Source organism: Delftia sp. GW456-R20, assembly GCF_001622915.1.
GTDB classification, from domain to species: Bacteria; Pseudomonadota; Gammaproteobacteria; order Burkholderiales; family Burkholderiaceae_C; genus Comamonas; species Comamonas acidovorans.
The window spans coordinates 843,994-868,709 of the sequence record NZ_LWCN01000003.1 but is presented as its reverse complement, the minus strand read 5'-3'; the positions used below and the strand labels follow the sequence as shown (position 1 = coordinate 868,709).

Here is a 24,716-nt window from a genome sequence, read left to right as displayed (position 1 = left end):
CTGCAGGCTGCAACGCCCAGCAAGTCCCCAGGTGACAAGTGTTTCTAGCTCCTTTTTTCCGGGCACCGCCGCCATCGGCGGGCCGCGCCCGACCCCAAGGACCATCAACGTGACGAACAAGACACTTCCCGAAGGCCTGCATCCCGATACGCTGGCCCTGCGCGTGGCCGTGGAACGAAGCCAGTGGGGCGAGCACAGCGAAGCCCTGTACATGACCAGCAGCTTCGTGCAGCCCGACTGCGCAACGGCAGCGCGCCGCTTCGCCAACGAAGAGCCCGGCTACACCTACAGCCGCACCTCCAACCCTACGGTGACCAGCTTCGAGCAGCGCCTGGCCGCCATGGAGGGCACGGAATGCGCCGTGGCCACGTCCACCGGCATGTCGGCCATCCTGCTGGTCGCGCTGACCACGCTCAAGGCGGGCGACCATGTGATCTGCTCGCAGTCCATGTTCGGCTCCACCATCAAGCTGCTGGGCGGCGAGATGGCGCGCTTCGGGATCGAGACCAGCTTTGTCTCGCAGACCGATGTGCAGGCCTGGAAGGCCGCCATCCGTCCCAACACGCGATTGCTGTTCGCCGAGACGCCGACCAACCCGCTGACCGACCTGTGCGACATCGCCGCGCTGGCCGAACTGGCGCACGCCCATGGCGCGCTGCTGGCGGTGGACAACAGCTTTGCCTCGCCCGCGCTGCAGCGGCCCGCGCAGTTCGGTGCCGACCTGGTCGTGCACTCCGGCACCAAGCTGCTGGACGGCCAGGGCCGCGTCATGTCGGGCGCCGTCTGTGGCACGACGGCACTGGTGGACAAGGTCATGGGGACCTTCCTGCGCAGCGGCGGCCTGAACCTGGCGCCGTTCAACGCCTGGGTGGTGCTCAAGGGTCTGGAGACGCTGTCCCTGCGCGTCAAGGCGCAAAGCGCCGCCGCGCTGGAGCTGGCCACCTGGCTGGAGGCCCATCCCAAGGTCGCCCGTGTCTACTACCCGGGCCTGGCCAGCCACCCGCAGCACGAGCTGGCCATGCGCCAGCAAAACGGCATGGGCGGCGGCGTGCTGTCCTTCGACGTGGTGGGCGAGGGCGCCGAGCAACTGCGCGCCAATGCCTTCCATGTGGCCGACAGCACCCTGGTGTGCTCGATCACGGCCAACCTGGGCGACGTCAAGACCACCATCACCCACCCGGCCAGCACCTCGCATGGCCGCCTGAGCGAAGAGCAGCGCCGCGTCGCCGGCATCGGCCAGGGCCTGCTGCGCATCTCCGTCGGACTGGAATACCTGGGCGACATCAAGAACGATCTGTCCCGCGGACTGGATACCCTGCAATGACACAAAAAGTACGAACCCGTTTTGCCCCGTCTCCCACGGGCTTCATCCACCTGGGCAACATCCGCTCGGCCCTGTATCCCTGGGCCTTCGCGCGCGCCACGGGTGGTGATTTCATCCTGCGCATCGAGGACACCGACGTGGAGCGTTCCACCCAGGCCTCGGTGGACGTGATCATCGAAGGCATGGCCTGGCTGCAGCTGGACCATGACGAAGGTCCGTTCTATCAAATGCAGCGCATGGACCGCTACAAGGAGGTGCTGGCCGGCCTGCAGGCGTCGGGCCATGTCTACCCCTGCTACATGAGCGTGGAAGAACTCGACGCCCTGCGCGAGCGCCAGATGGCCAACAAGGAAAAGCCGCGCTACGACGGCACCTGGCGCCCTGAAGAAGGCAAGGTGCTGCCGCCCGTGCCCGAAGGCGCGCGCCCCGTGCTGCGCTTCAAGACGCCGCAGGGCGGCGTCGTGGCCTGGGAAGACAAGTGCAAGGGCCGGATCGAGTTCCAGAACAGCGAGCTGGACGACCTGGTGATCGCGCGCCCCGATGGCACGCCCACCTACAACTTCTGCGTCTGCGTGGACGACATGGACATGGCCATCACCCATGTCATCCGTGGCGACGACCACGTCAACAACACGCCGCGCCAGATCCACATCTTCGAGGCGCTGGGCGCCAGCGTGCCCGTGTTCGCCCACCTGCCCACCGTGCTCAACGAGCAGGGCGAGAAGATGAGCAAGCGCAACGGCGCCAAGGCCGTCACCCAGTACCGCGACGAAGGCTACCTGCCCGACGCCATGGTCAACTATCTGGCCCGCCTGGGTTGGAGCCACGGCGATGACGAAATCTTCAGCCGCGCCCAGTTCCTGGAGTGGTTCAACCTCGACCATCTGGGCCGCAGCGCAGGCCAGTTCGACGAGGCCAAGCTGCGCTGGGTCAACGCCCAGCACCTGAAGGCCCTGGACGATGCGGCCCTGGCAGAGCTAGTGCGCCCCTTCGTGCTCAAGACCGGCCTGGACCAGGCGCTGCTCGACGCAGACGACCGCCTGCCGCGCATCTGCGCCCTGTTCAAGGACCGCTGCGAAACCCTGGTCGATCTGGCCGGCTGGGTGCGTCTGTTCTATGTGGACGCCTTCGACCGCAACGCCGAAGACCTGGCCAAGCATGTGACCGACGCCGTGGTGCCCGCCCTGGACGCCTTCGCCGAAGGCGTCGCCTCGGTGGAGTGGAGCAAGGAAGCCATTGCCGCCCTGATCAAGGAAGTGCTCAAGGCCCAGGGCCTGAAGATGCCGCAACTGGCCATGCCGGTGCGCGTGCTGACGCTGGGCACGGCGCACACGCCTTCGGTGGACGCGGTGCTGGAGCTGCTGGGTCGTGAAAAAATTCTGGCCCGTTTGAAAAACCGCTAAAAACCTGTCTATAATTCGAGTCTCTGATGCAAACGCAGCAACTAACAAGAAGCAGCGATTGCAGCATGAAGGGGGTATAGCTCAGCTGGGAGAGCGCTTGCATGGCATGCAAGAGGTCATCGGTTCGATCCCGTTTACCTCCACCAAAAATTGAGACTTGAGTATTTACGCAAGTTCTAGGATTGACCCTATCGTCTAGAGGCCTAGGACATCACCCTTTCACGGTGAGTACCGGGGTTCGAATCCCCGTAGGGTCGCCAAGTTTGCAGCACTTGGCTCGAAAGAGCGCAAAAGCTGTCTGCCAGGAGTGGTAGTTCAGTTGGTTAGAATACCGGCCTGTCACGCCGGGGGTCGCGGGTTCGAGTCCCGTCCACTCCGCCAGATTCCTTGTGCAAACCCAGCGTCTGCGCAGACAAGAAGCCACCGCAAGGTGGCTTTTTTGTTTCTGCCGCGTGCAGCTCGCCTGCATGGCTGCCTCGCTTGGCGGCAGGCAAGCATGTGCGAAAAGCGGGCTTTGCCACAGATTTTTTAAGGGCAAACCCGGAACTTTGCCTCAACATTCGTAACAATAGATGGTGTCCCGATCACGGGACATTCACTTTCACTGCTCCCGCCTTCGTCTCGCCCCATGCGCCTTGCGCCATCGTTCCTGTTTTCCTTGCTGATGCTGTTGTCCATCTTCTGTGGACAGGTGGCGGCGTCGGCATCGTCCGATGGACTGGAAAGCGATGGCTTGCTGGCGCACCACCCCATCGTGACCATCGATGAGGAATTCCTCGAAGAACTCGCGGAAGTCGAGGAAGACGACGAGACGGAGTTTGCCGAGCTGACGGCACACGGCGGCAATACCCGCCAACTGCTGGCCCTGCTGGCCTGTGGCGAGGACCGCTCCGCCGAGATGTACTGGCCGCCCGAGCCCATCGCCGTGCAGGTGGTGTCGCTGTGGGCCCCGCCTTCGACCTATTCCCAGGCGCACCTGTCGCCCGCTCCGGGCCAGCTGCTGCGCCCTCCAAGACCTTCCCTGCTCGGCTGACCGCATATTGCGGCGCAGGCATGCCCTGCGCCCCTTGTCGGCTGACGCATCCCACTGCCTGATCACTGCTCGTGCGCGCCTTGCTGGCGCGCATGCCATGCCGTCGTCCGCGCGCTGACTGCGCACGGCCCGGCCATGCCCGTCCCCGCATTGTCCGCAGGGGAGGGCCCATCTCTTACTCAACCCCTCGACTGTCGTTTCGCGGCAGATGCATGCCATGGTGAATCCAACGGTATTGGCGGGAATGGCCCCCGCTCGTTTTCCATCCTTTTCGCGCAAGGCCTTGCAAGGCGCGATCTGCAGCCTGCTGGTGGGCTGGGGGGCCGGTGCCTCGGCACAGGCATCCCAGCCTCCCATGACCCAGGCGGCACCCGCCGCGGCTGCAGCCGCCGAGGCCGCAGCGGCCCGCGTCCCGGTCACGCCTAAGGCCGCATCGACAGCTTCAACGGCTTCGGTGGCTTCGGCCGCCGCACAGCGCCTGCCCCAGCTGAGCCTGAACGAGGTCGTTCGCGCCGTGCTGGACCACAACCCCGATCTGCGCGCCGTCGAGCAGTCGCGGACCACGGCGCGCGCAGGCGTTGTCAGCGCCTCGGCGCTGCCCAATCCCAAGCTCGAATGGAACCAGGGCCGCAACAGCGCCCGCGTGCCCGGCGCGGCGGCCGGCACGGTGCAGGGCTGGGCCGTGGCATTGCCCATCGAGAACCCCGCCGTGCGCGGTGCACGCGTGGAGGCCGCCAGGGCAGGCGAGCAGGGCTCGGTGCACTTCGTGGCGACCACGCGCAATGCGCTGGTGGCCCAGGTGCGGCTGCGCGCCTACGAAATGGTGCTGCGCGAGGCGGAGGTGGAGGCCGCCAAGGAGGCGGTGCGCCTTCTGGAGCAGGCCCATGAGCGCGTGCGCGTCCGCGTGGACAGCGGCGAGGCGGCCCGCTACGAAATCATCAAGGCCGATGCCGAAATCATCCAGGCGCGCCAGCAGGAGCAGACCGCAAGGCTGCGCGCCGAGCAGGCGCAGCTGTCGCTGGGCCGCCTGGCCGCAGGCCAGCTGCCCGTGCGCTTCCGCCTGGATGTGTCGCTGGAGGATCCGTTGCGCATCGAGGACATGGGCGAGATCGATCCCATGGAGCATCCCGAACTGCGCCAGCTCAAGGCGGAGGTCGAGCGTGCCCAGGCGCGGCTTGACGGTGCCAAGGCCTCGCGCTGGCCGGGTGTGGAGCTGCGCTACGGCCAGACGCGCGAGCCCGACGTGCGCCTGAACACGGTGGGCGTGAGCATCCAGATCCCCTTGCTCGACCAGCACCGCGGCCCCATCGACGAGGCGGCCTCCGAGCTGGAGCGCGCGCGTCTGCAGCTGGAAGGCCGGCAGATCGAGCTGCGCCAGCAGACGCTGCAGGCCTGGAAGGAGCTGGAGATGGCACGACTGCGCACCCAGGCACTGAGCCAGGGTTCGGTGCGCGAGGCCGAGTCGGCCCTGCGCGTGGCCGAGGCCGCCTACCGCTTCGGCGAGCGCGGCATTCTCGATGTGCTCGATGCGCAGCGCGTGCTGCGCTCCATCCGTGCAGACCTGCTCGATGCGCGCTACCAGCTGCAGGCGGCGCGCATACAGCTCGAATACCTCGCGGGCCGCTACGACGATCCGTCCGCGCTGTGAAGCGCGCCGTCCCTGCCTCACACCCGAAATCAGAAACGAACATGTCCTTGAATATGCATCCGAAACCCATCGCCGCCCGCGCAGGCAGCAGCACCTTGGTGAACTCCCTGGCCCTGGCCGGCCTGCTGGCCGCAACGCTGGCGCTGAGCGCCTGCGGCAAGAACGAAGAGGCCGAAGCCAAGGCGGCGCCCGCAGCGGCCGCTGCCCAGGAGCAGGACCCGATGGAGGTCCGTGTGACCGCTGAGATGGCTCCCAACTTCGCCGTCAAGCCCGTGGCGCAGGCGCAGATCGCGCTGCTGCAGGAGGTGTCCGGCCGCATCGAAGCCAATGAGCGCCAGGTCACCCGCATTGGCGCGGCCGCCACGGGGCGCGTGACCGAGGTGCTGGTCGAAGTGGGCGACCGCGTGCGCGCGGGACAGGTGCTGGCCCGCGTGGCCAGCCCCGAGCTGACCACCGCCCAGCTGGCCTATCTGCGTGCACACTCCGCCGCCACGCTGGCCGAGCGCGGCGTGGAGCGCGCGCGCCAGCTGATCGCGGCTGATGTCATCGGTTCGGCCGAGCTGCAGCGCCGCGAGTCCGAGCTGTCGATTGCCCGTGCCGAGCAGCGCGCTGCCGGCGACCAGTTGCGCCTGATCGGCATTCCCGACAGCGCCATCGCCCAGCTGCGCGACAAGGGCACGCTGCAGTCGCATGCGGCCGTTCTGTCCACAGGGGCCGGCGTGGTGATCGAGCGCAAGGTCAGCTCCGGCCAGGTGACCCAGCCCGGCGATCCGCTGTTCACCGTGGCCGACCTGAGCAGTGTCTGGGTGGTGGGCGCGATTCCCGAGCAGATGGCCAGCGGCGTGCGCGCCGGCCAGGCCGTGGAGATCGCCGTGCCCGCCCTGGGCGAGCGCGTGCTGTCCGGCCAGATCGTGCATGTGGGCGACACCGTGACGCCCGAGACCCGCACCGTCACCATCCGCACCCAGGTGGACAACACCGAGCGCGACCTCAAGCCCCAGATGCTGGCCACCATGCGCATCCAGGGCGAGGTGCGCCAGCTGCTGGCCGTGCCGGCCGAGGCCGTGGTGCGCGAGAACGACCGCGACCATGTCTTCGTCAAGAAGGGCGAGAACCACTACCGCCTCACGCCCGTCGAGCTGGGCACCGCCAGCGGCGGCATGCGCCCCGTGAACAAGGGCGTGGCCGATGGCACGGTCATCGTCACCACGGGCGCCTTCCACCTGAACAACGAGCGCAAGCGCGCAGAGCTGGAGTAAGCCCATGATCGCTTCCATGATCCGGGCCGCACTGAGCCAGCGACTCATCGTGATCGTGCTCTCGCTGGTGCTGTGCGGCTTTGGCCTGCGCGCCGCCATGAATCTGTCGGTGGATGCCTTTCCTGACGTGACCAACGTCCAGGTCCAGGTGGCCACCGAGGCGCCAGGCCGCTCGCCCGAGGAAATCGAACGCTTCGTGACCGTGCCGCTGGAAATCGCCATGACCGGCATGCCGGGCCTGGTGGAGATGCGCTCGCTCAACAAGAGCGGCCTGTCCATCATCACCCTGGTCTTCACCGATACCACCGACGTGTACTTTGCGCGCCAGCTCGTCACCGAGCGGCTGATGGAGGTCACGCCGCGCATGCCCGAAGGCATCATCCCCGTGTTGGGGCCGGTGTCCACGGGCCTGGGCGAGGTCTACCAGTACACGCTGGACCATCCCGACGACGGCAAGCGGGCCCTCACGCCCGAGGAGCTGACCGAGCGCCGCACCATCCAGGACTGGGTGGCGCGCCCGCTGCTGCGCTCCATTCCCGGCGTGGCCGAAATCAACTCGCAGGGCGGCTACGTCAAGCAGTACCAGGTGGAGGTCGACCCCGGCCGGCTGCGCCACTACGGCCTGTCCGTGCGCCATGTGGTCCAGGCCATCGCCGACAACAACGCCAACGCCAGCGGCGGCATCCTGCCCCAGGTCACCGAGCAGTACCTGATCCGCGCCGTGGGCCTGATCCAGTCGCTGGAGGACATCGGCAACATCGTTCTCAAGCAGGATGGCGGCGTGCCGGTCTTCGTGCGCGATGTGGCCGAGGTCCAGCTGGGCCAGGAAGTGCGCCAGGGCGCCATCATCAAGGGCGGCTATACCGAAGGCGTCTCCGGCATCGTGCTGATGATGCGCGGCGGCAATGCCAAGGAAGTGGTCACCCGCGTGAAGGAGCGCGTGCAGGAGATCAACTCCAAGGGCATGCTGCCCGGCGGCCTGCAGATCGTTCCCTACTACGACCGTACCGACCTGGTCGACTCGGCGCTGTGGACCGTGGGCAAGGTGCTGATCGAGGGCATCCTGCTCGTGGTCGTGGTGCTCTTCGTCTTCCTGGGTGACGTGCGCTCCAGCCTGATCGTGGTGGCCACGCTGATCATCACGCCGCTGACCACCTTCATCATGATGAACCGCTGGGGCATCTCGGCCAACCTCATGTCGCTGGGAGGGCTGGCGATCGCCATCGGCCTCATGGTCGATGCCACCGTGGTGGTGGTGGAGAACGTGTTCCACAAGCTCGGCCAGGCCGGCGACAGCATGGGCGCACGCGTGCGCACCGTGCTCTCGGCCACCACCGAGGTGGCCACGCCCACCATCTTCGGCATCGCCATCATCATCCTGGTGTTCCTGCCGCTGATGACGCTGCAGGGCATCGAAGGCAAGATGTTCGGCCCGCTGGCGCTGACCATCGCGATCTCGCTGGCGGTCTCGCTGGCCGTGTCGCTGTTCCTGTCGCCCGTGCTGTGCTCGTACTTCCTCAAGGGCGGCGCGGACCATGACACGCGCCTGATCGCCTTCCTCAAGCGCCACTACCTGCGCCTGCTGGACCTGGCCACCGCGCGCAACCGCGCCACGCTGGCCGTGGCCGTGGCGCTGCTGCTGGGCTCGCTGGGACTGTTCCCGCTGCTGGGCAAGTCCTTCATGCCCACCATGAAGGAGGGCGCGCTGACGCCGCAGATCAACCGCGTGCCCAGCATCTCGCTGGACGAGTCCATCCGCATGGAAATGGCGGCGATGAAGGCCGTGGCCGAGGTGCCCGGCGTGCTCAGCGTGGTCTCCAAGCTCGGACGCGGTGAATCGCCGGCCGATCCCGCAGGCCCCAACGAGTCCGACCCCATCGTGCTGCTGGACCCCGAGTCCGACCGCACCCAGGACGAGATCGACGAAGACATCCGCCAGCGCCTGTCCTCGATCCCGGGCGTGCAGATCGTGCTGTCCCAGCCGATCTCCGAGCGCGTGGATGAAATGGTCACGGGCGTGCGCTCGCAACTGGCCATCAAGGTCTTCGGTGACGAGCTGGACGATCTGCGCGATGTCTCCGAACAGGTGGCCCGCATCCTCAAGAGCGTGCCGGGCAGCACCGACATCCGTGTCGAGCGGCTGTCGGGCCAGCAGGCGCTCACGGTGGATATCGACCGCAAGGCCATTGCCCGCCACGGCCTGAACGTCACCGACGTGCAGGGCGTGATCGAGTCGGCCATCGGCGGCAAGGACGTGACCACGGTCTACGAGGGCGAGCGCCGCTACAACGTGGTCGTGCGCTTCCCCGAGCCCTTCCGTGGCTCGCCCCAGGCTGTCGGCGCCACCTTGCTGACCACCAGCACCGGCGCGCAGGTTCCGCTCAACAGCGTGGCCCGCATCGAACTGGTGGACGGACCCGCGCAGATCAGCCGCGAAGGCGGCAAGCGGCGCGTGGTCGTGGGCGCCAACGTGGAAGGGCGCGACCTGGGCGGCTTCGTGACCGAAGTGCAGCAGCGCATCGACAAGGAAGTGCAACTGCCCGACGGCTACTACTTCAAGTACGGCGGCCAGTTCGAGAACATGGAGCGCGCCATGGGCACGCTGCAGGTGATCGTGCCGCTGACCATCGTGGCCATCTTCTTCCTGCTGTTCGTGCTGTTCAATTCGGTCAAGCTGGCCGGGCTGATCATCCTGGTGCTGCCTTTCGCCTCCATCGGGGGACTGATAGGCCTGTTCGTCACGGGCGAATACGTGAGCGTGCCGGCATCGGTGGGCTTCATCGCGCTGTGGGGCATTGCGGTGCTCAACGGCGTGGTGCTGGTCAGCTGCATCCGCAAGCTGCGCGAGGATGGAATGGACGTGGCCGAGGCCGTGCGCGAAGGCTGCGTGCAGCGCTTCCGCCCCGTGATGATGACGGCCACCGTCGCGCTGCTGGGCCTGGTGCCCTTCCTGTTCGCCACCGGCCCCGGCTCGGAGGTGCAACGCCCGCTGGCCATCGTCGTGATCGGTGGCCTGATCTCGTCCACCCTGCTTACGCTGGTGGTGTTGCCGACCCTGTACCGCTGGTTTGACGAAAAACCGCTGGAAGCCTGATTAAGGAGACACTGCAATGACCATGAAGGAAATCCGGGCCATCGTGCGCCCCAGCCGCCTGGAGCGCCTGCGCGACGCGCTGCGTGCCATTCCCAACTTCCCCGGCGTGACGCTGTTCCGTGCCGAGGGCTTCACGGCCCCGGCCGCCATCGACAAGCGCAGCGTGAAGGAGGAGTTGACCGACTTCTCCGACAAGATCATGGTCTGCGTGCTGGCCGAGGCCTCCATGGTCGAGCCTATCCGTGCGGCCATCACCACGGCCTGCCATTCGGGCCAGGTCGGCGACGGCCTGGTCTGGGTGGTGGACATCGCCGAGATCCACCGCATACGCGATGGGCAAAGCCTGGCCTGACCCGGGCTTGAGCAGGGCGCCGGAATGCAGGGCAACATAAAAAAGTCATGCATTCCGGAATTGCCCCAAAAACGCTGTGCTACAATTTTTGAATCGCAGCAACGAAGCAGTGCAACGTTGCAGCAAGGGGGTATAGCTCAGCTGGGAGAGCGCTTGCATGGCATGCAAGAGGTCATCGGTTCGATCCCGTTTACCTCCACCAAAATTGAGACTTGAGTATTTACGCAAGTTCTAGGATTGACCCTATCGTCTAGAGGCCTAGGACATCACCCTTTCACGGTGAGTACCGGGGTTCGAATCCCCGTAGGGTCGCCAAGTTTGCAGCACTTGGCTCGCAAGAGCGCAAAAGCAGCCTGCCAGGAGTGGTAGTTCAGTTGGTTAGAATACCGGCCTGTCACGCCGGGGGTCGCGGGTTCGAGTCCCGTCCACTCCGCCAGATTCCTTGTGCAAACCCAGCGTCTGCACAGACAAGAAGCCACCGCAAGGTGGCTTTTTTTCGTCTGCAGGTTGCAGCAGCAGGCTGCGCTCCGTTCGCTTTTCCTGCCTGCGCCCCCAGCCCTTCTGTGCCCCCGCGCTGCGCTTGGGGCATCACCAGTCCGTCATGATCCAGGCCCATCATCCATGGCGAGGGAAAGCCATGGGGACGGGAATCCATAGGCACCGGCTGCCGATTTTCCAATGCCGATAGCCGTGTCTTCGTTTGCCTTGGCGGGACGTCTTCCAGACAGGTACGAGATGCCGATCCAGACCCGGTTTTGTCACCGGAGCTGTTAATGCTTCTCATTTCATGTTCTGGAAAACGTTAAAGGAGCACCACTGCATGCCTTGGTCCCGGTTCAAGTTTCAGCACGTCTGCAAGGCCGCACGGCCCTTGCCGATCCTGTTCCAGGACGCATGGGCCCGGCGAGGTCGGCCGCCGCCATGAAGCCGCCATGAAGCCGGTATGAGGCCGATCTAAGGCCCGTCTCCCCAAGTCACGCCGATGCGCATCGGCGTGCACTGATGCCCTGTGGTCAGCGGTCGTGCCGCCGATTTCCGCCTGTGCCGAGTCCCGTTCCCGTCTTTTTGCACGGGCGGCGCGCCGGCAGTCCATCGACCTGCGGTCGACATTTCCCCTTGACGTTCTTGCCTAGCTTGCGAGAGGAACTGCATCGTGTCCTTGAATCACACACATTCTTCGCTGGAAGAGGTTTTCATTGCTTCGCGTGGACAGTTGGTGAGGGTCGCGCGAAGAATTCTCAGGAATCCTGAACTGGCCGACGACGCCGTGCAGGACACCTATCTGCGCGTTGCCGAGATGCGCAGCGATGCCGAGATCGCCAAGCCCGCCGCCTACTGGACGCGCGCCGTCTGCAACATGGCGCTGGACTACCTGCGCCGCCAGGAGCGCGAGAACAGCTACCGTACCCACGGCGTGGATGTGGAGACGCTGGAGATACCGGACAGCCGCTCGCCCGAGCGCCTTTTGTTCGAGTCCCAGGCCATACGCCTGATCGACCAGGCCCTGGACGAGGTGCCGCCCAAGACCCGCGAGACCTTCGAGCTGTACCGCATCAAGGGCCTCACCCAGCGCCAGATCGCCGAGCACATGGAGTGTGCGCTGGGCCTGGTGAACGCCAGGATTGCCGACGCCTGCAAGGCCATCCATGTCCACCGCTCGCTGCTGGACCACCATTGAACGGTGCAGCCCCGCGCATGACCCGGAACCGGCGCGCACGCGGCGTGAACAGTTTCGGGTTCGGAACGTCATGTTCAACAGAGGCGCAGTACCGGGTCGCCGCGATCCGGTACTGGCCTCACCGATGTTCAACCGCATAAAGGACGCCTGCATGTCTACAAGCTGCTTCGACCGCGAAGACGAAACCTTCATCGTTCTGGTCAACCACGAGGAACAGTATTCCATCTGGCCGCACTGGAAGGCCGTGCCCGGCGGCTGGACCGCCGTGGAGGGCGTGAAGGGCGACAAGAAAACCGTGCTCGACTACGTGGACGCCACCTGGACCGACATGCGGCCCAAGTCGCTGCGCGTGTGGATGCAGCAGCAGGAGCAGGCGGGTGCCGGCGCCGCGCTGCAAAGCGATACCGATACCGTGATCGAAACCGCAGCGGGCTGACGCGCATGCACGCGCCGCTGACCCTGCTGTGCCTGCCGTGCGCAGGCGCCAGCGCCACCATGTACCTGCGCTGGCGCAGGCTGCTGCCCCACTGGATCCGCATTGCGCCGGTGGAGCTGCCGGGGCGGGGCAGCCGGCTGGGCGAGCCTGCGGTCGAGGACTTCGGGCAACTGGTCTCGCTGCTGTGCGCCGAGCAGCGCCAGGCCATGCGCGGCCGCTTTGCGCTGCTGGGCCACAGCATGGGCGCGCTGCTGGCCTTCGGCATGGCGCGGCAATTGCGCGAGCAGGGCAGGGAGCTGCCGCTGGCCCTGGTTGCCTCGGGCAGCCCGGCACCGGCCTGCCGCGATCCCGAGCGCTTTGCGGGCAAGGGCGACGATGCGGCGCTGATTGCCGATCTGCGCAGGCAGGGCGGCACGCCCGAAGAGGTGTTTGCCAGCCACGAGCTCATGCGCATCACGCTGGATGTGCTGGGGTCCGACTACCGCGTCTGCGAGAGCTTCGGCCATGTGCCCGCTGCGGGCCTGCCGCTGCCGGTGCACGTCTTTGCGGGGCGGCAGGACGACATCGAGGCGCCCCGCGTCCAGGCCTGGTCGCAGGAGGCTGCCGAGGCCTTCACGCTGGACTGGTTCGAGGGCGGGCATTTCTTCATCAGGCAGCGCGAAGGCGATGTGCTGGCCGTGCTGGCGCAGCGCCTGGCCGGGTCCCAGTCACTCCAGGGAGGCATCCATGCAGCTCGTGTCCGTGCGTGAGGCCATGAGCCAGGGCATCGAGGTCTTCAGGCTGGACCTGGACCTGTCGGCCGAACTGAGCGACAGCCTGCCGCACCTGACCCCTGAGGAGCGCGGTCGCGCCGCGCGCTTCGTGCGGGCCGCCGACCGGCTGCGCTTCGCACAGACGCGCGCTGCCACGCGGCGGCTGCTGGGGCGCAGGCTGGGCTGCTGCCCGGCCGATGTGCCGCTGGCGGTCGGCGTCCACGGCAAGCCCTTTGTCGACGAGGACCCGCTGCGGGCACCGCTCTTCAACGTCTCGCATTCGGGCGGCCATGCGCTGATCGCGCTGGCCGACCCCGGTGGCGTGCTGCACCTGGGCGTGGACATCGAGCAGCACAAGCCCGACCTCGATGCCGAGGTCATGCTCGACGCCGTCTGCACCGACCAGGAACGCGCCAGCGTGCGCCGTGCGCCTGATCGGCTGGCGGCCTTCTACCAGCGCTGGGTGGGCAAGGAAGCCGTGCTCAAGGCCATCGGCATCGGCGTGGCCGACCACCTGCGCTCCATAGGCATCAGCCCGGGAGGGGACGGACGGCTGGCCATCGCCTGCGCGGTCCCCGACTGGAATGGTTTTCAAGCGATGGCGCTGCCAGCGCCGCCGGGCTACGCGGCAGCTCTTGCGTGGCGCACCAAGGAATCGACATGAACGAAACCCTCCAGCGCTTCGAGCGCAAGGCCCCCGCGGGCTCGCTGCTTCCCCAGCTCATCACGCCCGCCCAGCCGGGCCAGGACCTGCTGGCCGCGCTGCCGCCGCTGCGCCGCGACATCGACGAGGCGCTGCTGACCACGGGCGGTGTGCTGCTGCGCGGCTTTGGCGTGCCCGATGTGGAGACTTTCCAGCGCTTCGCCTCGGCCTTTGGCCATCCGCTGCTCAAGTACGAATTCGCCTCCACGCCGCGCAGCGCGGTCGAGGCCTCCAGCGGCGCGGGCGTCTACACCTCCACCGAATACCCGGCCCACCAGAGCATTCCGCTGCACAACGAGCAGGCCTACACGCGCGAATGGCCCATGAAGATCTGGTTCCACTGCGTCACCGCATCGCCCGAGGGCGGCGAGACGCCGATTGCCGACAGCCGTGCGGTCTACCGCCGCATTCCGGCGCGCATCCGCGAGCTGTTCGAGCCCGGCATCCTGTACGTGCGCAACTTCGGCGAGATGGACGTGCCCTGGCAGAAGGTATTCAACACCGAAAGCCGCGCCGAGGTCGAGGCCTTCTGCCGCCATGCGCGCATGGACTGGGAATGGAAGGAGGACGACGGCCTGCGCACGCGCCAGCTGTGCCAGGCCATGGAAAGCCACCCCGTCACGGGCGAGATGGTCTGGTTCAACCAGGCCCACCTGTTCCACATCTCGGCGCGCGAGCCCGAGGAGCGCGAGGTGCTGGAGGAGGTCTACGGCATCGAGAACCTGCCGCGCAACACCTTCTTCGCCGACGGCTCCACCATCGGCGACGACATCTTTGCCGAGGTGCGCGCCGCGCTGGATGCCGAGACCGTCAGCTTCCCCTGGGAGCAGGGCGACGTGCTGATGCTGGACAACATGCTCGTGGCCCATGCCCGCTCGCCCTTCAAGGGGCCGCGCAAGGTCATCGTCGCCATGGCCGAGCCGCGCAGCAATCTGGACCGTTTCTGAGAACCCGGGAGGCAGCTGACATGCTGAGTGGACAAAGTGCAATCGCGGCAGCAGGCCAGGCGCCGGCCAGCCTGGTCGAGCATCTGAGGGGCCTGGCGCAGCAGCGGCCCGACGACATCTGGCTCACCGTGGCCGCCGTGCAGGACGGCCGCGTGGTCGAGCGCAGCCACAGCTACGGCGAGTTCGACCGCCGCGTGCGCGCGCTGGCCGCCCGGCTGCAGCAGCTGTGCCCCGTGGGCGCGCGCGCCCTGGTGATGATGGACAACGACGAGCACTACGCCGCCAGCATGCTGGCCTGCTTCTACGCGGGCGTGATCGCCGTGCCGGTGCCGCCGCTGGAATCGCTGCGCGTGCAGCATCTGGAGCGGCTGCTGGGCATCGTGGGCGACGCGGACGCGGCCTGCGTGATCAGCACGGCCGAAGTGATGCAGGCCCTGCCCGGTGCCGATGCGCGCTTTGCAGGCATTGCCGCCGTGGCCGCCGACCAGGTGGACCTGGCCGATGCCGACGCCTGGCGGCCCCATGCGCCGGCTGCCGACGACATCGCCTTCCTGCAATACACCTCGGGCTCCACCTCGGCGCCCAAGGGCGTGATGGTCAGCCACGGCAACCTCATCGCCAACGAGGCTGCCATCCAGCAGCGCATGGACATCGGCGCGGGCGACCGCTTCATGTCCTGGGCACCGCTGTACCACGACATGGGCCTGATCGGCGGACTGCTGCAGCCGCTGTACAGCGGGCTGCCGCTGGTGCTGACCTCGCCGCGCCTCTTTCTGGAAAGGCCCGTGCGCTGGCTGGAGCTGATCTCGCGCCACCGCGCCACCATCAGCGGCGGCCCCGACTTCGCCTACCGCATGTGCCTGGAGCGCATCAAGCCGTCGCAGCTGGCGCAGCTGGACCTGTCGAGCTGGCGGCTGGCCTACACGGGCGCCGAACCCGTGCGTGCCGACACCGTCACGGCCTTCGCGCAGCGCTTTGCCGCCTGCGGCCTGCGGCCCGACGCGGCCTATGCCTGCTACGGACTGGCCGAAGCCACCCTGTTCATCACCGGCGGCAGTTGCGGCGCAGGCGCCACGATCACGTCCTTCGATACCGAGGCCCTGGCGCAGGGCCGGGCCGAGGAAAGCTCCGGCGCCTCGCAGACCACCCCGCTGGTGGGCTGCGGCCCTGCCGTTCCCGGCCATGCGGTGAACATCGTCGATCCGCACAGCCTGCAGGTGCTGGAGCCCGGGCGCGTGGGCGAGATCTGGGCGCACGGCCCCAGCATCAGCCAGGGCTACTGGGGCAAGCCGCAGCAAACGCAGCAGGCCTTTGTCGAGCATGCAGGCCGGCGCTGGCTGCGCACGGGCGACCTGGGCTTCGTGCACGGCGGGCAGGTCCATGTGGCGGGCCGCATCAAGGATCTGATCATCGTGCGCGGGCACAACCTCTACCCGCAGGACATCGAGCGCGTGGTCGAGGCCGAGGTCGAAGCCGTGCGCAAGGGACGCGTGGCCGCGTTTGCGGTGGACATCGATGGCAGGGAAGGCATAGGCATTGCTGCCGAAGTCTCGTTCGGCATGCAAAAACTGGTGCCGGCCCAGGCCCTGGTCGATGCACTGAGCACCGCCGTGGGCGCGCAGTGCGGCGAGGCACCCACGGTGGTCGTGCTGCTCAACCCCGGCGCCTTGCCCCGCACCTCCAGCGGCAAGCTGCAGCGCGCAGCCTGCCGCCAGGGCTGGTCCGCGCGCACGCTGGATGCCTGGGCCGTGTTCGAGTCGGGCCGCTTCGCGGGCGGCGGCAGCCAGGCACCGCAGGAGGCGGGCGCGGCAGATCCCACCACAAGCACGCTGGCCGGCCTGTGGCGCGAGGTGCTCGGTGGCGATGCCCAGCACGGGCCGGCCGGCGAGGCCAACTTCTTCGCGCAAGGCGGCAACTCCCTGGCCGCCGTGCGGCTGGCCGCGCGCATCTGCCGGCAATGGGCCCTGGAGTATCCGGCCGGGCGGGTCTTCGAGCACCCGCGGCTGCGCGACCAGGCGCAGGACATCGACCGGCTGTGCCAACAGCGCCAGCCGGGCACGGCGCTGCAGCGCATTGCCCCGCTGGCCGAGGCCCGTCGCGCCACGCCCCTGCCGCTGACGCCGGCCCAGCAGCGCCAATGGTTTCTCTGGAAGATGGATACGCGCAGCACGGCCTACCACGTGCAGGGCGCCCTGCGCATCACCGGGCCGCTGGATGCAGGCGCCCTGCGTGCGGCCGTGCAGGGCCTGGCCGAACGGCACGGTTCATTGCGCACGGTATTCAACGCCCGGCCCGATGGGGAGGTCGAGCAGCGCCTAGACCCCCAGGGCAGGCTGGAGCTGCAGTGGCTGGATGCCGCGCAGGGCGATCCCGCGAAGTGCGAGGAGCACGCCGCCCAATGGCTGCAGGCGCTGTGCGCCCAGCCCTTTGATCTGCAGCAGGGGCCGCTGGCCCGGGCTGCCCTGGTGCGGCTGCAGGCCAATGAGCACATCCTGGCGCTGGTGATGCACCACATCGTCTCCGATGGCGCCTCCATGCAGATCCTGCTGGAAGATCTGGCGGCGCTGTATGCCGGCGCCCCGGACAGCGGCCCGGCGCTGCAGTACGTGGACTACGCCGTCTGGCAGCGGGAGCAGGCTCAGCAGGCCCAGCAAGGCCAGCAGGCCTCGCTGGCCTACTGGCTGGAACGGTTGCAGGTGCCCCCAGGCGAGGCCCAGCCTGTGCTGGCCCTGCCCACCGACCATCCTCGCCAGGCGCTGGCACGCTATCGTGCGGGGCGGCACAGCTTCGAGCTGCCCGGCGCGACCTTGCAGGCGCTGCGCGCGCAGGCCCGCCAGCAGGGAGACACGCTCTTCACGCTGCTGCTGGCAGGATGGCAGGCGTTGCTGTACCGCTACACGGGGCAGGAGGACATCCGCGTCGGCGTGCCCGTGGCCAACCGCGCGCATGCCGACCTGCAGGGCGTGGTCGGCTTTTTCGTCAACACCCTGGTTTTGCGCAACCGCATCGACGGGCGCATGCGCCTGGCCGACGTGCTGCAGCAGGCCCGCGAGGCGGCGCAGGGCGCGCAGGCCCACCACGATCTGCCGTTCGAGCAGCTGGTGGAGGCGCTGCAGCCGCAGCGCAGCCTGGCACACAGCCCCTTGTTCCAGGTGCTGTTCAATCATCTGGTGGAGGACTGGCACGCGCTGCAGCAGGTGCCGGGCTGGACGGTGGCCGGCCAGCCGCTGGCGGCCGCAGATGCGCAGTTCGAGCTGACCGTGGAAGTGCGCGAGCGCTCCGATGGCAGCCTGGGCATCAGCCTGGTCTATGCCCGCGAGCTGTTCGAGCCGGGCAGCATGCAGCGCCTGGCCGCCCACTATGCGGCCATGCTGGACGCACTGGCGCGCCAGCCCCAATGTGCCGTGGACGAAGTGCCGCTGCTGGGTCCCGACGAACGCCAGCAACTGGCGGCCTGGAGCTGCAATGACCAGGTCCTGCACGGCGGCGACATCGTGCACCGCCGCTTCGAGCAGCAGGTGGCGCGCAGCCCCGATGCCCCGGCCCTGTGCCTGGGCGAGGCCACGCTGGGCTACGCCGAGCTCAATGTGCGCGCCAACCGGCTGGCGCATCACCTGATCGCATCGGGCGTGCGGCCCGGCGTGCCGGTGGGCATTGCCATGGAGCGCTCCATCGAGATGGTCGTGGGGCTGCTGGCCATCATGAAGGCCGGCGCGGCCTATGTGCCCATCGACCCCGAGCACCCGGCCGACCGCATCGCCTACATGCTGGAGGACAGCGGCGTGTCCCTGGTGCTGGTGCAGCCGCAGGTGCGTGACCGCCTGCCGGCCCACTGCAGTGCCCAATGGGTTGATGTGCCGGGTCTGGCGTCCCGGCTGCAGGACCTGCCGGCCCACAACCCGGCCGTTGCCCTGCATGGCGACAGCCTGGTCTATGTGATCTACACCTCGGGTTCTACCGGGCGTCCCAAGGGCGCGGCCAATCGCCACCGTTCGCTGTGCAATCGCCTGGCCTGGGGGCAGATGCATCAGCCGCTGGGCGCGGGCGACACGGTGCTGCAGAAAACGCCCTTCGGCTTCGACATCTCCTTCTGGGAGTTCTTCTGGCCGCTGACCACCGGCGCATGCCTGGCGCTGGCCGCCCCTGGCGACCACCGCGATCCCCGGCGCCTGGCCGAGCTGATAGCGCGCCACCAGGTCAGCACCATCCACTTCGTGCCGTCCATGCTGCAGGCCTTCATGGCGCACCCGGCGGCCGCCACCTGCCAGGGGCTGCAGCGCATCATCTGCAGCGGCGAAGCCCTGTCCGCCGAATTGCAGGCGGCCGTGCTGCAGGCCTTCCCCGGCACCCGCCTGCTCAATCTCTACGGCCCCACGGAGGCGGCCATCGAGGTCACCTGGTGGGACTGCCGGGACGAGGGCGCGCTGTCTGTGCCCATAGGCCGCCCCGTGGCCGGGCTGCGCACCCATGTGCTGGATGCCGCGCTCAACGAGGTGCCGCGCGGCGTGGCTGGCGAGCTGTACCTGGGCGGTGTGGGCCTGGCGCGCGGCTACTGGCGGCGGCCGGGCCTGAGCGCCGAGCGCTTTGTCGCCGACCCCGCCAGCCGCACGGGCGAGCGCCTGTACCGCACGGGCGACCTGGTGCGCTGGCGCGGCGACGGCCAGATCGACTACCTGGGCCGCGTGGACCACCAGGTGAAGATCCGCGGCTTTCGCATCGAGCTGGCCGAGGTGGAGGCGCAACTGCTGGCCCACCCCGCCGTGCGCGAGGCCGTGGTGGTCGCCCGCCAGGCGGCCGACGGCGCGCGGCTGGCCGCCTTTGTCTCGGTGCAGCAGGGGCAGTGCCTGGATATGGCCGCGCTGCGCAGCGCGCTGGCCGCAGCCCTGCCCGACTACATGCTGCCCTCGTCCATCACCGTGCTGGATGCCTTGCCGCTGAACGCCAACGGCAAGGTGGACCGCAAGGCGCTGCCCGAGGCGCCCACCCTGCCGGCCCTGGAGCGCCAGGCCTACGAGCCGCCCGAAGGCGGCGTGGCCGAGACCATTGCCGCCCTCTGGGCCCAGGTGCTGGGCGTGGAGCGCATAGGCGCCAGCGACAACTTCTTCGACCTGGGCGGGCATTCGCTGCAGCTCATCCGCGTGCATGGCCTGCTGGAGTCGCGGCTGGGCCGGGAGCTGTCCCTGGTCGATCTCTTCAAGCACCCCACGGTGTCGGCCCTGGCGCGGCGCATCGAGCAGGGCGCAGAGGGCGAGGGCGACGGCGCCGCGCAGGCGGCCGCCGCCCGGGACGGCATGGACGCGGCCCAGCGCCGCCGCGAGGCGCTGCTGCAGCGCAAGCGCCACATCGAAAGGACCCTCTGATGCCTTCTTCCTCCGAAACCACTGGCCTGGAGATCGCCGTCATCGGCATGGCCGGGCGCTTTCCGGGCGCCGACGACATCGACAGCTTCTGGGCCAACATCCGTGACGGCGTCGAGTCCGTGAAGCGCTACAGCGACGATGAGCTGCGCGCCCTGGGCGTGCCCCAGGCCCTGCTGGACGATGCAGGCTACGTGAAGGCCGGCGTGCCGCTGGCCGGCATGGACCTCTTCGATGCCGACTTCTTCGGCTACACCCCGCGCGATGCCGAGCAGCTGGACCCGCAGCACCGCCTTTTCCTGGAATGCGCGTGGCAGGCGCTGGAGCACGCGGGCTACGAGGGCCGGCGCTATCCCGGCGCCATCGGCGTGTATGCGGGCACGGGCGCCAGCGTCTACCTGATGCGCCATCTGCTGCCCCGACATGCGCCGGGCCCTGGCGCCCAGGTCGCCGATCTGCTGGGTCTGATGAGCGGCAACATGGCCGATGCCCTGGCCACGCGCGTGGCCTACAAGCTGGACCTGCGCGGCCCGGCCGTTACCGTGCAGACGGCCTGCTCGACCTCGCTGATGGCCGTCCACACCGCCTGCCAGGCACTGCTGGGCCATGAATGCGCCATGGCGTTGGCCGGGGGCGTCTCGCTCAACCTGCTGCAAAACGGCGGCTACCGCTACCAGGCCGGCGCCATCTTCTCGCCGGACGGGCATTGCCGCGCCTTCGATGCCCAGGCCGCAGGCACGCTGCAGGGCAGCGGCGCGGGCATTGTGGTGCTCAAGCGCCTGGACGATGCGCTGCGCGACGGCGACACCATCCACGCCGTCATCCTGGCCAGCGCCGCCAACAACGATGGCGCAGACAAGGTAGGCTTCACGGCGCCCGGCGTCAACGGCCAGGCCGCCGTGGTGCGCGCGGCGCAGGCCCTGGCGGGCGTGCCGGCCGACACCATCGGCTATGTGGAAGCCCATGGCACGGGCACGGCGCTGGGCGACCCCATCGAGATCGCGGCGCTGACCCAGGCCTTTCGCGCCAGCACGCAGCGCAGGGGCTACTGCGCCATCGGCTCGGTGAAGACCAATATCGGCCATCTCGATGCGGCCGCCGGTGTCACGGGCCTGATCAAGACGGTGCTCTCGCTGCGGCATGCCACCTTGCCGCCGAGCCTGCATTTCGAGCGGCCGCATCCGCAGATCGACTTCGAGCGCAGTCCCTTCCATGTCAACACCGCGGCCAGGCCCTGGCCCCGGGCGGGCACGCCGCGCCGCGCGGGCGTGAGCGCCTTCGGCATTGGCGGCACCAATGTCCATGTGGTGCTGCAGGAGGCTGCTGCCGCCCCTGCCACCTCTGCCGCCCCTTCGCTTACACAGGCGGATGCAGCCCGGGGCTGGCAGGTGCTGCCGCTGTCCGCTCGCAGCCCCCGTGCGCTGGACGAGGCGGCGCGCCACCTGGCTGCCCATCTGCAGCAGGCCGGCAGCGGCCTGTCGCTGGACGATGTGGCCCACACCCTGCAGCAGGGCCGCCGCGCCTTCGGCCATCGCCGTGCCGTGGTGGCAGACGGCATGGGCATGGCGGTGGAGGGCCTGCACCTCGCTGCTGCTGCTTCTGCTGCTGCTGCTGCGCCGGCAGGCCAGGCCACCGAGGTGCCGACACAGCCGCCCGGCGTGGTCTTTCTTTTCCCGGGCGGGGGCGTGCAGCACGCCAACATGGGCCTGGACCTGTACCGCGACGGCGGTGTATTCCGGCAGGAGGTGGACCGCTGCTGCGAGCTGCTGCAGGCCGAAACAGGCTGGGACCTGCGCCAGTGGCTGTTCCCCGCCCCGGGTGAAGAGGTGGAGGCCGACGCGGCGCTGTCCGCCATGGACAAGGCCCAGCCGGCCCTGTTCGTGATCGGCTACGCGCTGGCCCGGATGTGGATGGCACGCGGCGTGCAGCCCGTGTCCATGCTGGGCCACAGCCTGGGCGAGTATGTGGCGGCCTGCCTGGCCGGCGTGTTCGAGCTGCCGCATGCCCTGCGCATCGTCGCGGCGCGCGGCCGCCTGCTGCAGTCGCTGCCGCAGGGCGCCATGACCTCGGTGCCCCTGGCCGAGGCCGAGCTGCAATCCCTGCTGGATTTGGGCTGCGACCTGGGTGCCGTCAATGGCGAACGCCTGTGCGTGCTGTCCGGCCCGCTGGCCGCCATCGAGGCGGCCGAAGAGGCGCTGCGCGCGCGCGACATCACCGCCCGCCGGCTGCACATTGCCGTGGCCTCGCACTCGGCCATGACCGAGCCCCTGCTGGCGCAGCTGGAGCAGGTGGTGGCCAGCGTGCCCCGGCATGCGCCGCGCCTGGCCTTCATCTCCAGCGTGACCGGCAAGCCCATCACGGCCGAGCAGGCCATGAACCCCGCCTACTGGGCCCGCCACCTGCGCCATACCGTGCGCTTTGCGGACGGGCTGGACGAGCTTGTGCGAGAGCCGGGCCGCGTGCTGCTGGAGGTGGGCCCCGGCCAAGCCCTTACCGCCCTGGCTCGCCAGCATGCGCGCGCCGCCACGGCGGCCGGCATCTGGCCCAGCCAGGCCCATCCCCAGCAGACCGCACGCAGCGCGCAGCTGCTGGCGCAGGCCGTTGCCGGCCTGTGGTGCGCGGGCATGGACATCGACTGGACTGCCTGCCGGGGCGGGCGGCCAGGTCGGCGCGTGCCGCTGCCGACCTATGCCTTCCAGCGCCGCTCCTTCTGGGTGCAGGCGGCGGGGCAGGGTGGCGATGCACCGAAAGCGGCAGGCACGGCAGGTCCCTCGGCGACCGCCGGTCCGTTCTACGCAGCCGCTTGGCAGCGCAGTCCCTTGCAGTTGGCGGCAGGCACCGCCGCAGCCGCAGCCCAGGTGGCCCTGGTGTTTGGCGACGGCAGTGCCACGGCCGAGGCCCTGGTGCACGCATTGCGCGCGCAGGGCACCGATGTGGTCTGCGTGGAAGCGGGCGCGGCCCCCGCCTGCCTGGCCCCGGGCCGGCATGTTGTGCGCCCCGGCGAGCGCCGCGATTGCGAGGACTTGCTCGATGCGGTGCAGGCGCAGTTCGGCCCCGTGGACGCCATCTACCACCTGTGGGCCATGGATGCGGCCGCCCCTGCGCCGCTGGAGCGCGGCTTTCACAGCGTGCTGGCGCTGGCGCAGGCGCTGGAGGCTCGTGCGCACGGTGCTGGAGGCCCGCGCACACGGCGGCTGCTGCTGGTGGCCGCAGGCGGTTCGGAAGATGTGACCGGGCTGGAAGCGCTGAACCCCGAGATGGCCGCCGTCTTTCCGCTGTGCAAGGCGATAGGGCAGGAATGCCCGTCCATCGACTGCCGTTTCGTCGATGTGGTGCAGGCTGGTTCGCCCGCAATGCAGGCCCGGCTGGCGCGCCAGCTGCTGGACGAAGCCCGCGCGCCGCATGGGCTGCGGGCGGCCGACACGGCCATCGCCCTGCGCGGTGCCCACCGCTGGCGCAAGACCTACGAGCCCCTGCAGTGGCAGGACGCCGCAGCGCCGCGCTTGCGCAGGCAGGGCGTGTACCTGATCACGGGTGGCCTTGGCGGCGTGGGCCTGGCGCTGGCCCGGCATCTGGCCGCGCACTGGCAGGCACGCCTGGTGCTGGTGGGCCGCACGGCGCTGCCTGCGCGCAGCCAATGGGAGGCGCTGGCCGCCGATGACGGGCAGCCGCGCACCCTGCGCCAGCAACTGCTGCAGTTGCTGGCCCTGGAGGCCGAGGGCGCCCAGGTGCTGACCCTGGCCGCCGATGTGGCCGACGCCGCGCAGATGCAGGCGGCGCTGGCGCAGGCGCACCAGCGCTTTGGCGCGCTGCATGGCGTGGTCCACGCCGCAGGCCATGCCGACAGCGGCATGCTGGCCACCCGCACGCGGGACGGCGTGGAGCGCACGTTCGCCCCCAAGCTGCGCGGCACCCGGCTGCTGCTGGACCTGCTGGGCACGCAGGGCACGCAGGACATGCAGGACATGCAGGACATGCAGGACATGCAGGACATGCAGGCGCCGGACTTCGTGCTGCTGTGCTCGTCCATCTCCAGCCTCACCGCAGGCCTGGGCAAGAGCGACTACGCCGCCGCCAATGCCTGCATGGATGCATTGGCGGCACTGGCCAGCCGCCAGCGCGCCTGGCCCGTCATCTCCGTGGACTGGGACGCCTGGCGTGACCTGGGCATGGCCGCCGGCATGCGCATTCCCGAGGGAATAGGCTGGAGCGGCGCAGAAGCGGCAGCGGTGTTCGAGCGCATCGTCAACGGCGATGTGCCGCACCAGGTGGTCATCTCCACCACCGACCTGCAGCAGCGCCTGGGCGAGATCGATGCCGGGCTGGTGGATGCGCTGGCAGAACCTGCCGCCGAAGCCTTCGCCGAACCTGCCAACGGATCGCAGGCCCGTGGCGGCCATCCGCGCCCGGCGCTGCAGACCGCCTACGTTGCGGCCGAAGGCGAACTGCAGCAGGCCCTGGCCGCGCTGTGGACCGACATGCTGGGCATTGCCCCGGTGGGCGTGCACGACAACCTGTTCGAGCTGGGCGGCGACTCGCTGCTGGCCCTGCAGATCCTGGGCCGCGTGAAAAAGCGCTTTGGTGTCGAGCTGCACCCTGCGGCCTTCTTCAAGGCCCCCACCGTCGGCGAGCTGGCCGTGCTGGTGGAGACCCGGCTGATCGAGGAGATCGAGGCCACCGTTACCGATGAAGGCGATGCCCTTGCCGCCTTCGCATCTGCGTGAGAAGAC

General features: G+C 68.7%; 14 protein-coding genes and 6 tRNA genes. All 20 read left to right on the top strand.

Features of this window, described 5'->3' with window-relative positions; genetic code table 11:
* The first annotated feature begins 109 nt into the window (after nucleotides 1-109).
* The 20 genes from A4F85_RS05140 to A4F85_RS05045 all read left to right on the top strand — a co-directional run bounded on the left by A4F85_RS05140 (nucleotide 110) and on the right by A4F85_RS05045 (nucleotide 24,710).
* On the top strand, nucleotides 110-1,324 hold the full coding sequence (locus tag A4F85_RS05140) for an O-succinylhomoserine sulfhydrylase (RefSeq protein ID WP_063325851.1): 1,215 nt from the start codon (nucleotides 110-112) through the stop codon (nucleotides 1,322-1,324).
* The gene (gene gltX / locus A4F85_RS05135) at nucleotides 1,321-2,727 is read left to right on the top strand and encodes a glutamate--tRNA ligase (protein WP_063325850.1); all 1,407 of its coding nucleotides are present in this window, start codon (nucleotides 1,321-1,323) and stop codon (nucleotides 2,725-2,727) included. The genes A4F85_RS05140 and gltX overlap by 4 nt, the downstream gene beginning before the upstream one ends.
* Nucleotides 2,728-2,797: 70 nt before the next feature.
* Nucleotides 2,798-2,873, top strand: a tRNA-Ala gene (locus A4F85_RS05130).
* A 38-nt stretch (nucleotides 2,874-2,911) separates the two neighbouring features.
* Nucleotides 2,912-2,987: transfer RNA gene (locus A4F85_RS05125), tRNA-Glu, on the top strand.
* 44 nt (nucleotides 2,988-3,031) lie between these two features.
* Nucleotides 3,032-3,108: transfer RNA gene (locus A4F85_RS05120), tRNA-Asp, on the top strand.
* Nucleotides 3,109-3,391: 283 nt separating this feature from the next.
* Nucleotides 3,392-3,760 (top strand): hypothetical protein, encoded by a 369-nt coding sequence (locus tag A4F85_RS05115; protein WP_224986538.1) that lies wholly within the window; start codon nucleotides 3,392-3,394, stop codon nucleotides 3,758-3,760.
* A gap of 217 nt (nucleotides 3,761-3,977) precedes the next feature.
* Entirely contained in the window at nucleotides 3,978-5,408 is a 1,431-nt protein-coding gene (locus tag A4F85_RS05110) for a TolC family protein (RefSeq protein WP_063325969.1), read from the top strand.
* A gap of 41 nt (nucleotides 5,409-5,449) precedes the next feature.
* Entirely contained in the window at nucleotides 5,450-6,667 is a 1,218-nt protein-coding gene (locus A4F85_RS05105) for an efflux RND transporter periplasmic adaptor subunit (RefSeq protein ID WP_034395847.1), read from the top strand.
* Between the two features lie 4 nt (nucleotides 6,668-6,671).
* A complete protein-coding gene (locus tag A4F85_RS05100) occupies nucleotides 6,672-9,761 on the top strand; it encodes an efflux RND transporter permease subunit (protein ID WP_013801592.1) in 3,090 nt (1,029 codons plus the stop codon).
* 16 nt (nucleotides 9,762-9,777) lie between these two features.
* A complete protein-coding gene (locus A4F85_RS05095) occupies nucleotides 9,778-10,113 on the top strand; it encodes a P-II family nitrogen regulator (RefSeq protein ID WP_013801593.1) in 336 nt (111 codons plus the stop codon).
* A 126-nt stretch (nucleotides 10,114-10,239) separates the two neighbouring features.
* Nucleotides 10,240-10,315: transfer RNA gene (locus A4F85_RS05090), tRNA-Ala, on the top strand.
* 37 nt (nucleotides 10,316-10,352) lie between these two features.
* Nucleotides 10,353-10,428: transfer RNA gene (locus A4F85_RS05085), tRNA-Glu, on the top strand.
* A 44-nt stretch (nucleotides 10,429-10,472) separates the two neighbouring features.
* A tRNA-Asp gene (locus tag A4F85_RS05080) sits at nucleotides 10,473-10,549 on the top strand.
* Nucleotides 10,550-11,266: 717 nt separating this feature from the next.
* Nucleotides 11,267-11,791 (top strand): sigma-70 family RNA polymerase sigma factor, encoded by a 525-nt coding sequence (locus A4F85_RS05075; RefSeq protein WP_043824402.1) that lies wholly within the window; start codon nucleotides 11,267-11,269, stop codon nucleotides 11,789-11,791.
* A 151-nt stretch (nucleotides 11,792-11,942) separates the two neighbouring features.
* On the top strand, nucleotides 11,943-12,227 hold the full coding sequence (locus A4F85_RS05070; RefSeq protein ID WP_034395838.1) for an MbtH family protein: 285 nt from the start codon (nucleotides 11,943-11,945) through the stop codon (nucleotides 12,225-12,227).
* Between the two features lie 5 nt (nucleotides 12,228-12,232).
* Nucleotides 12,233-12,976, top strand: coding sequence for a thioesterase II family protein (locus A4F85_RS05065; protein ID WP_063325849.1), 744 nt, complete (start codon nucleotides 12,233-12,235; stop codon nucleotides 12,974-12,976).
* Entirely contained in the window at nucleotides 12,954-13,643 is a 690-nt protein-coding gene (locus A4F85_RS05060) for a 4'-phosphopantetheinyl transferase family protein (protein WP_012206557.1), read from the top strand. The genes A4F85_RS05065 and A4F85_RS05060 overlap by 23 nt, the downstream gene beginning before the upstream one ends.
* A complete protein-coding gene (locus A4F85_RS05055) occupies nucleotides 13,640-14,629 on the top strand; it encodes a TauD/TfdA family dioxygenase (RefSeq protein WP_016450666.1) in 990 nt (329 codons plus the stop codon). Before A4F85_RS05060 ends, A4F85_RS05055 begins: the two co-directional genes overlap by 4 nt.
* Before the next feature lie 20 nt (nucleotides 14,630-14,649).
* Complete coding sequence (locus A4F85_RS05050) at nucleotides 14,650-19,989, top strand: non-ribosomal peptide synthetase (RefSeq protein ID WP_063325848.1); 5,340 nt, start codon at nucleotides 14,650-14,652, stop codon at nucleotides 19,987-19,989.
* The gene (locus A4F85_RS05045; protein WP_063325847.1) at nucleotides 19,989-24,710 is read left to right on the top strand and encodes a type I polyketide synthase; all 4,722 of its coding nucleotides are present in this window, start codon (nucleotides 19,989-19,991) and stop codon (nucleotides 24,708-24,710) included. The genes A4F85_RS05050 and A4F85_RS05045 overlap by 1 nt, the downstream gene beginning before the upstream one ends.
* The last annotated feature ends 6 nt before the right edge of the window (nucleotides 24,711-24,716 follow it).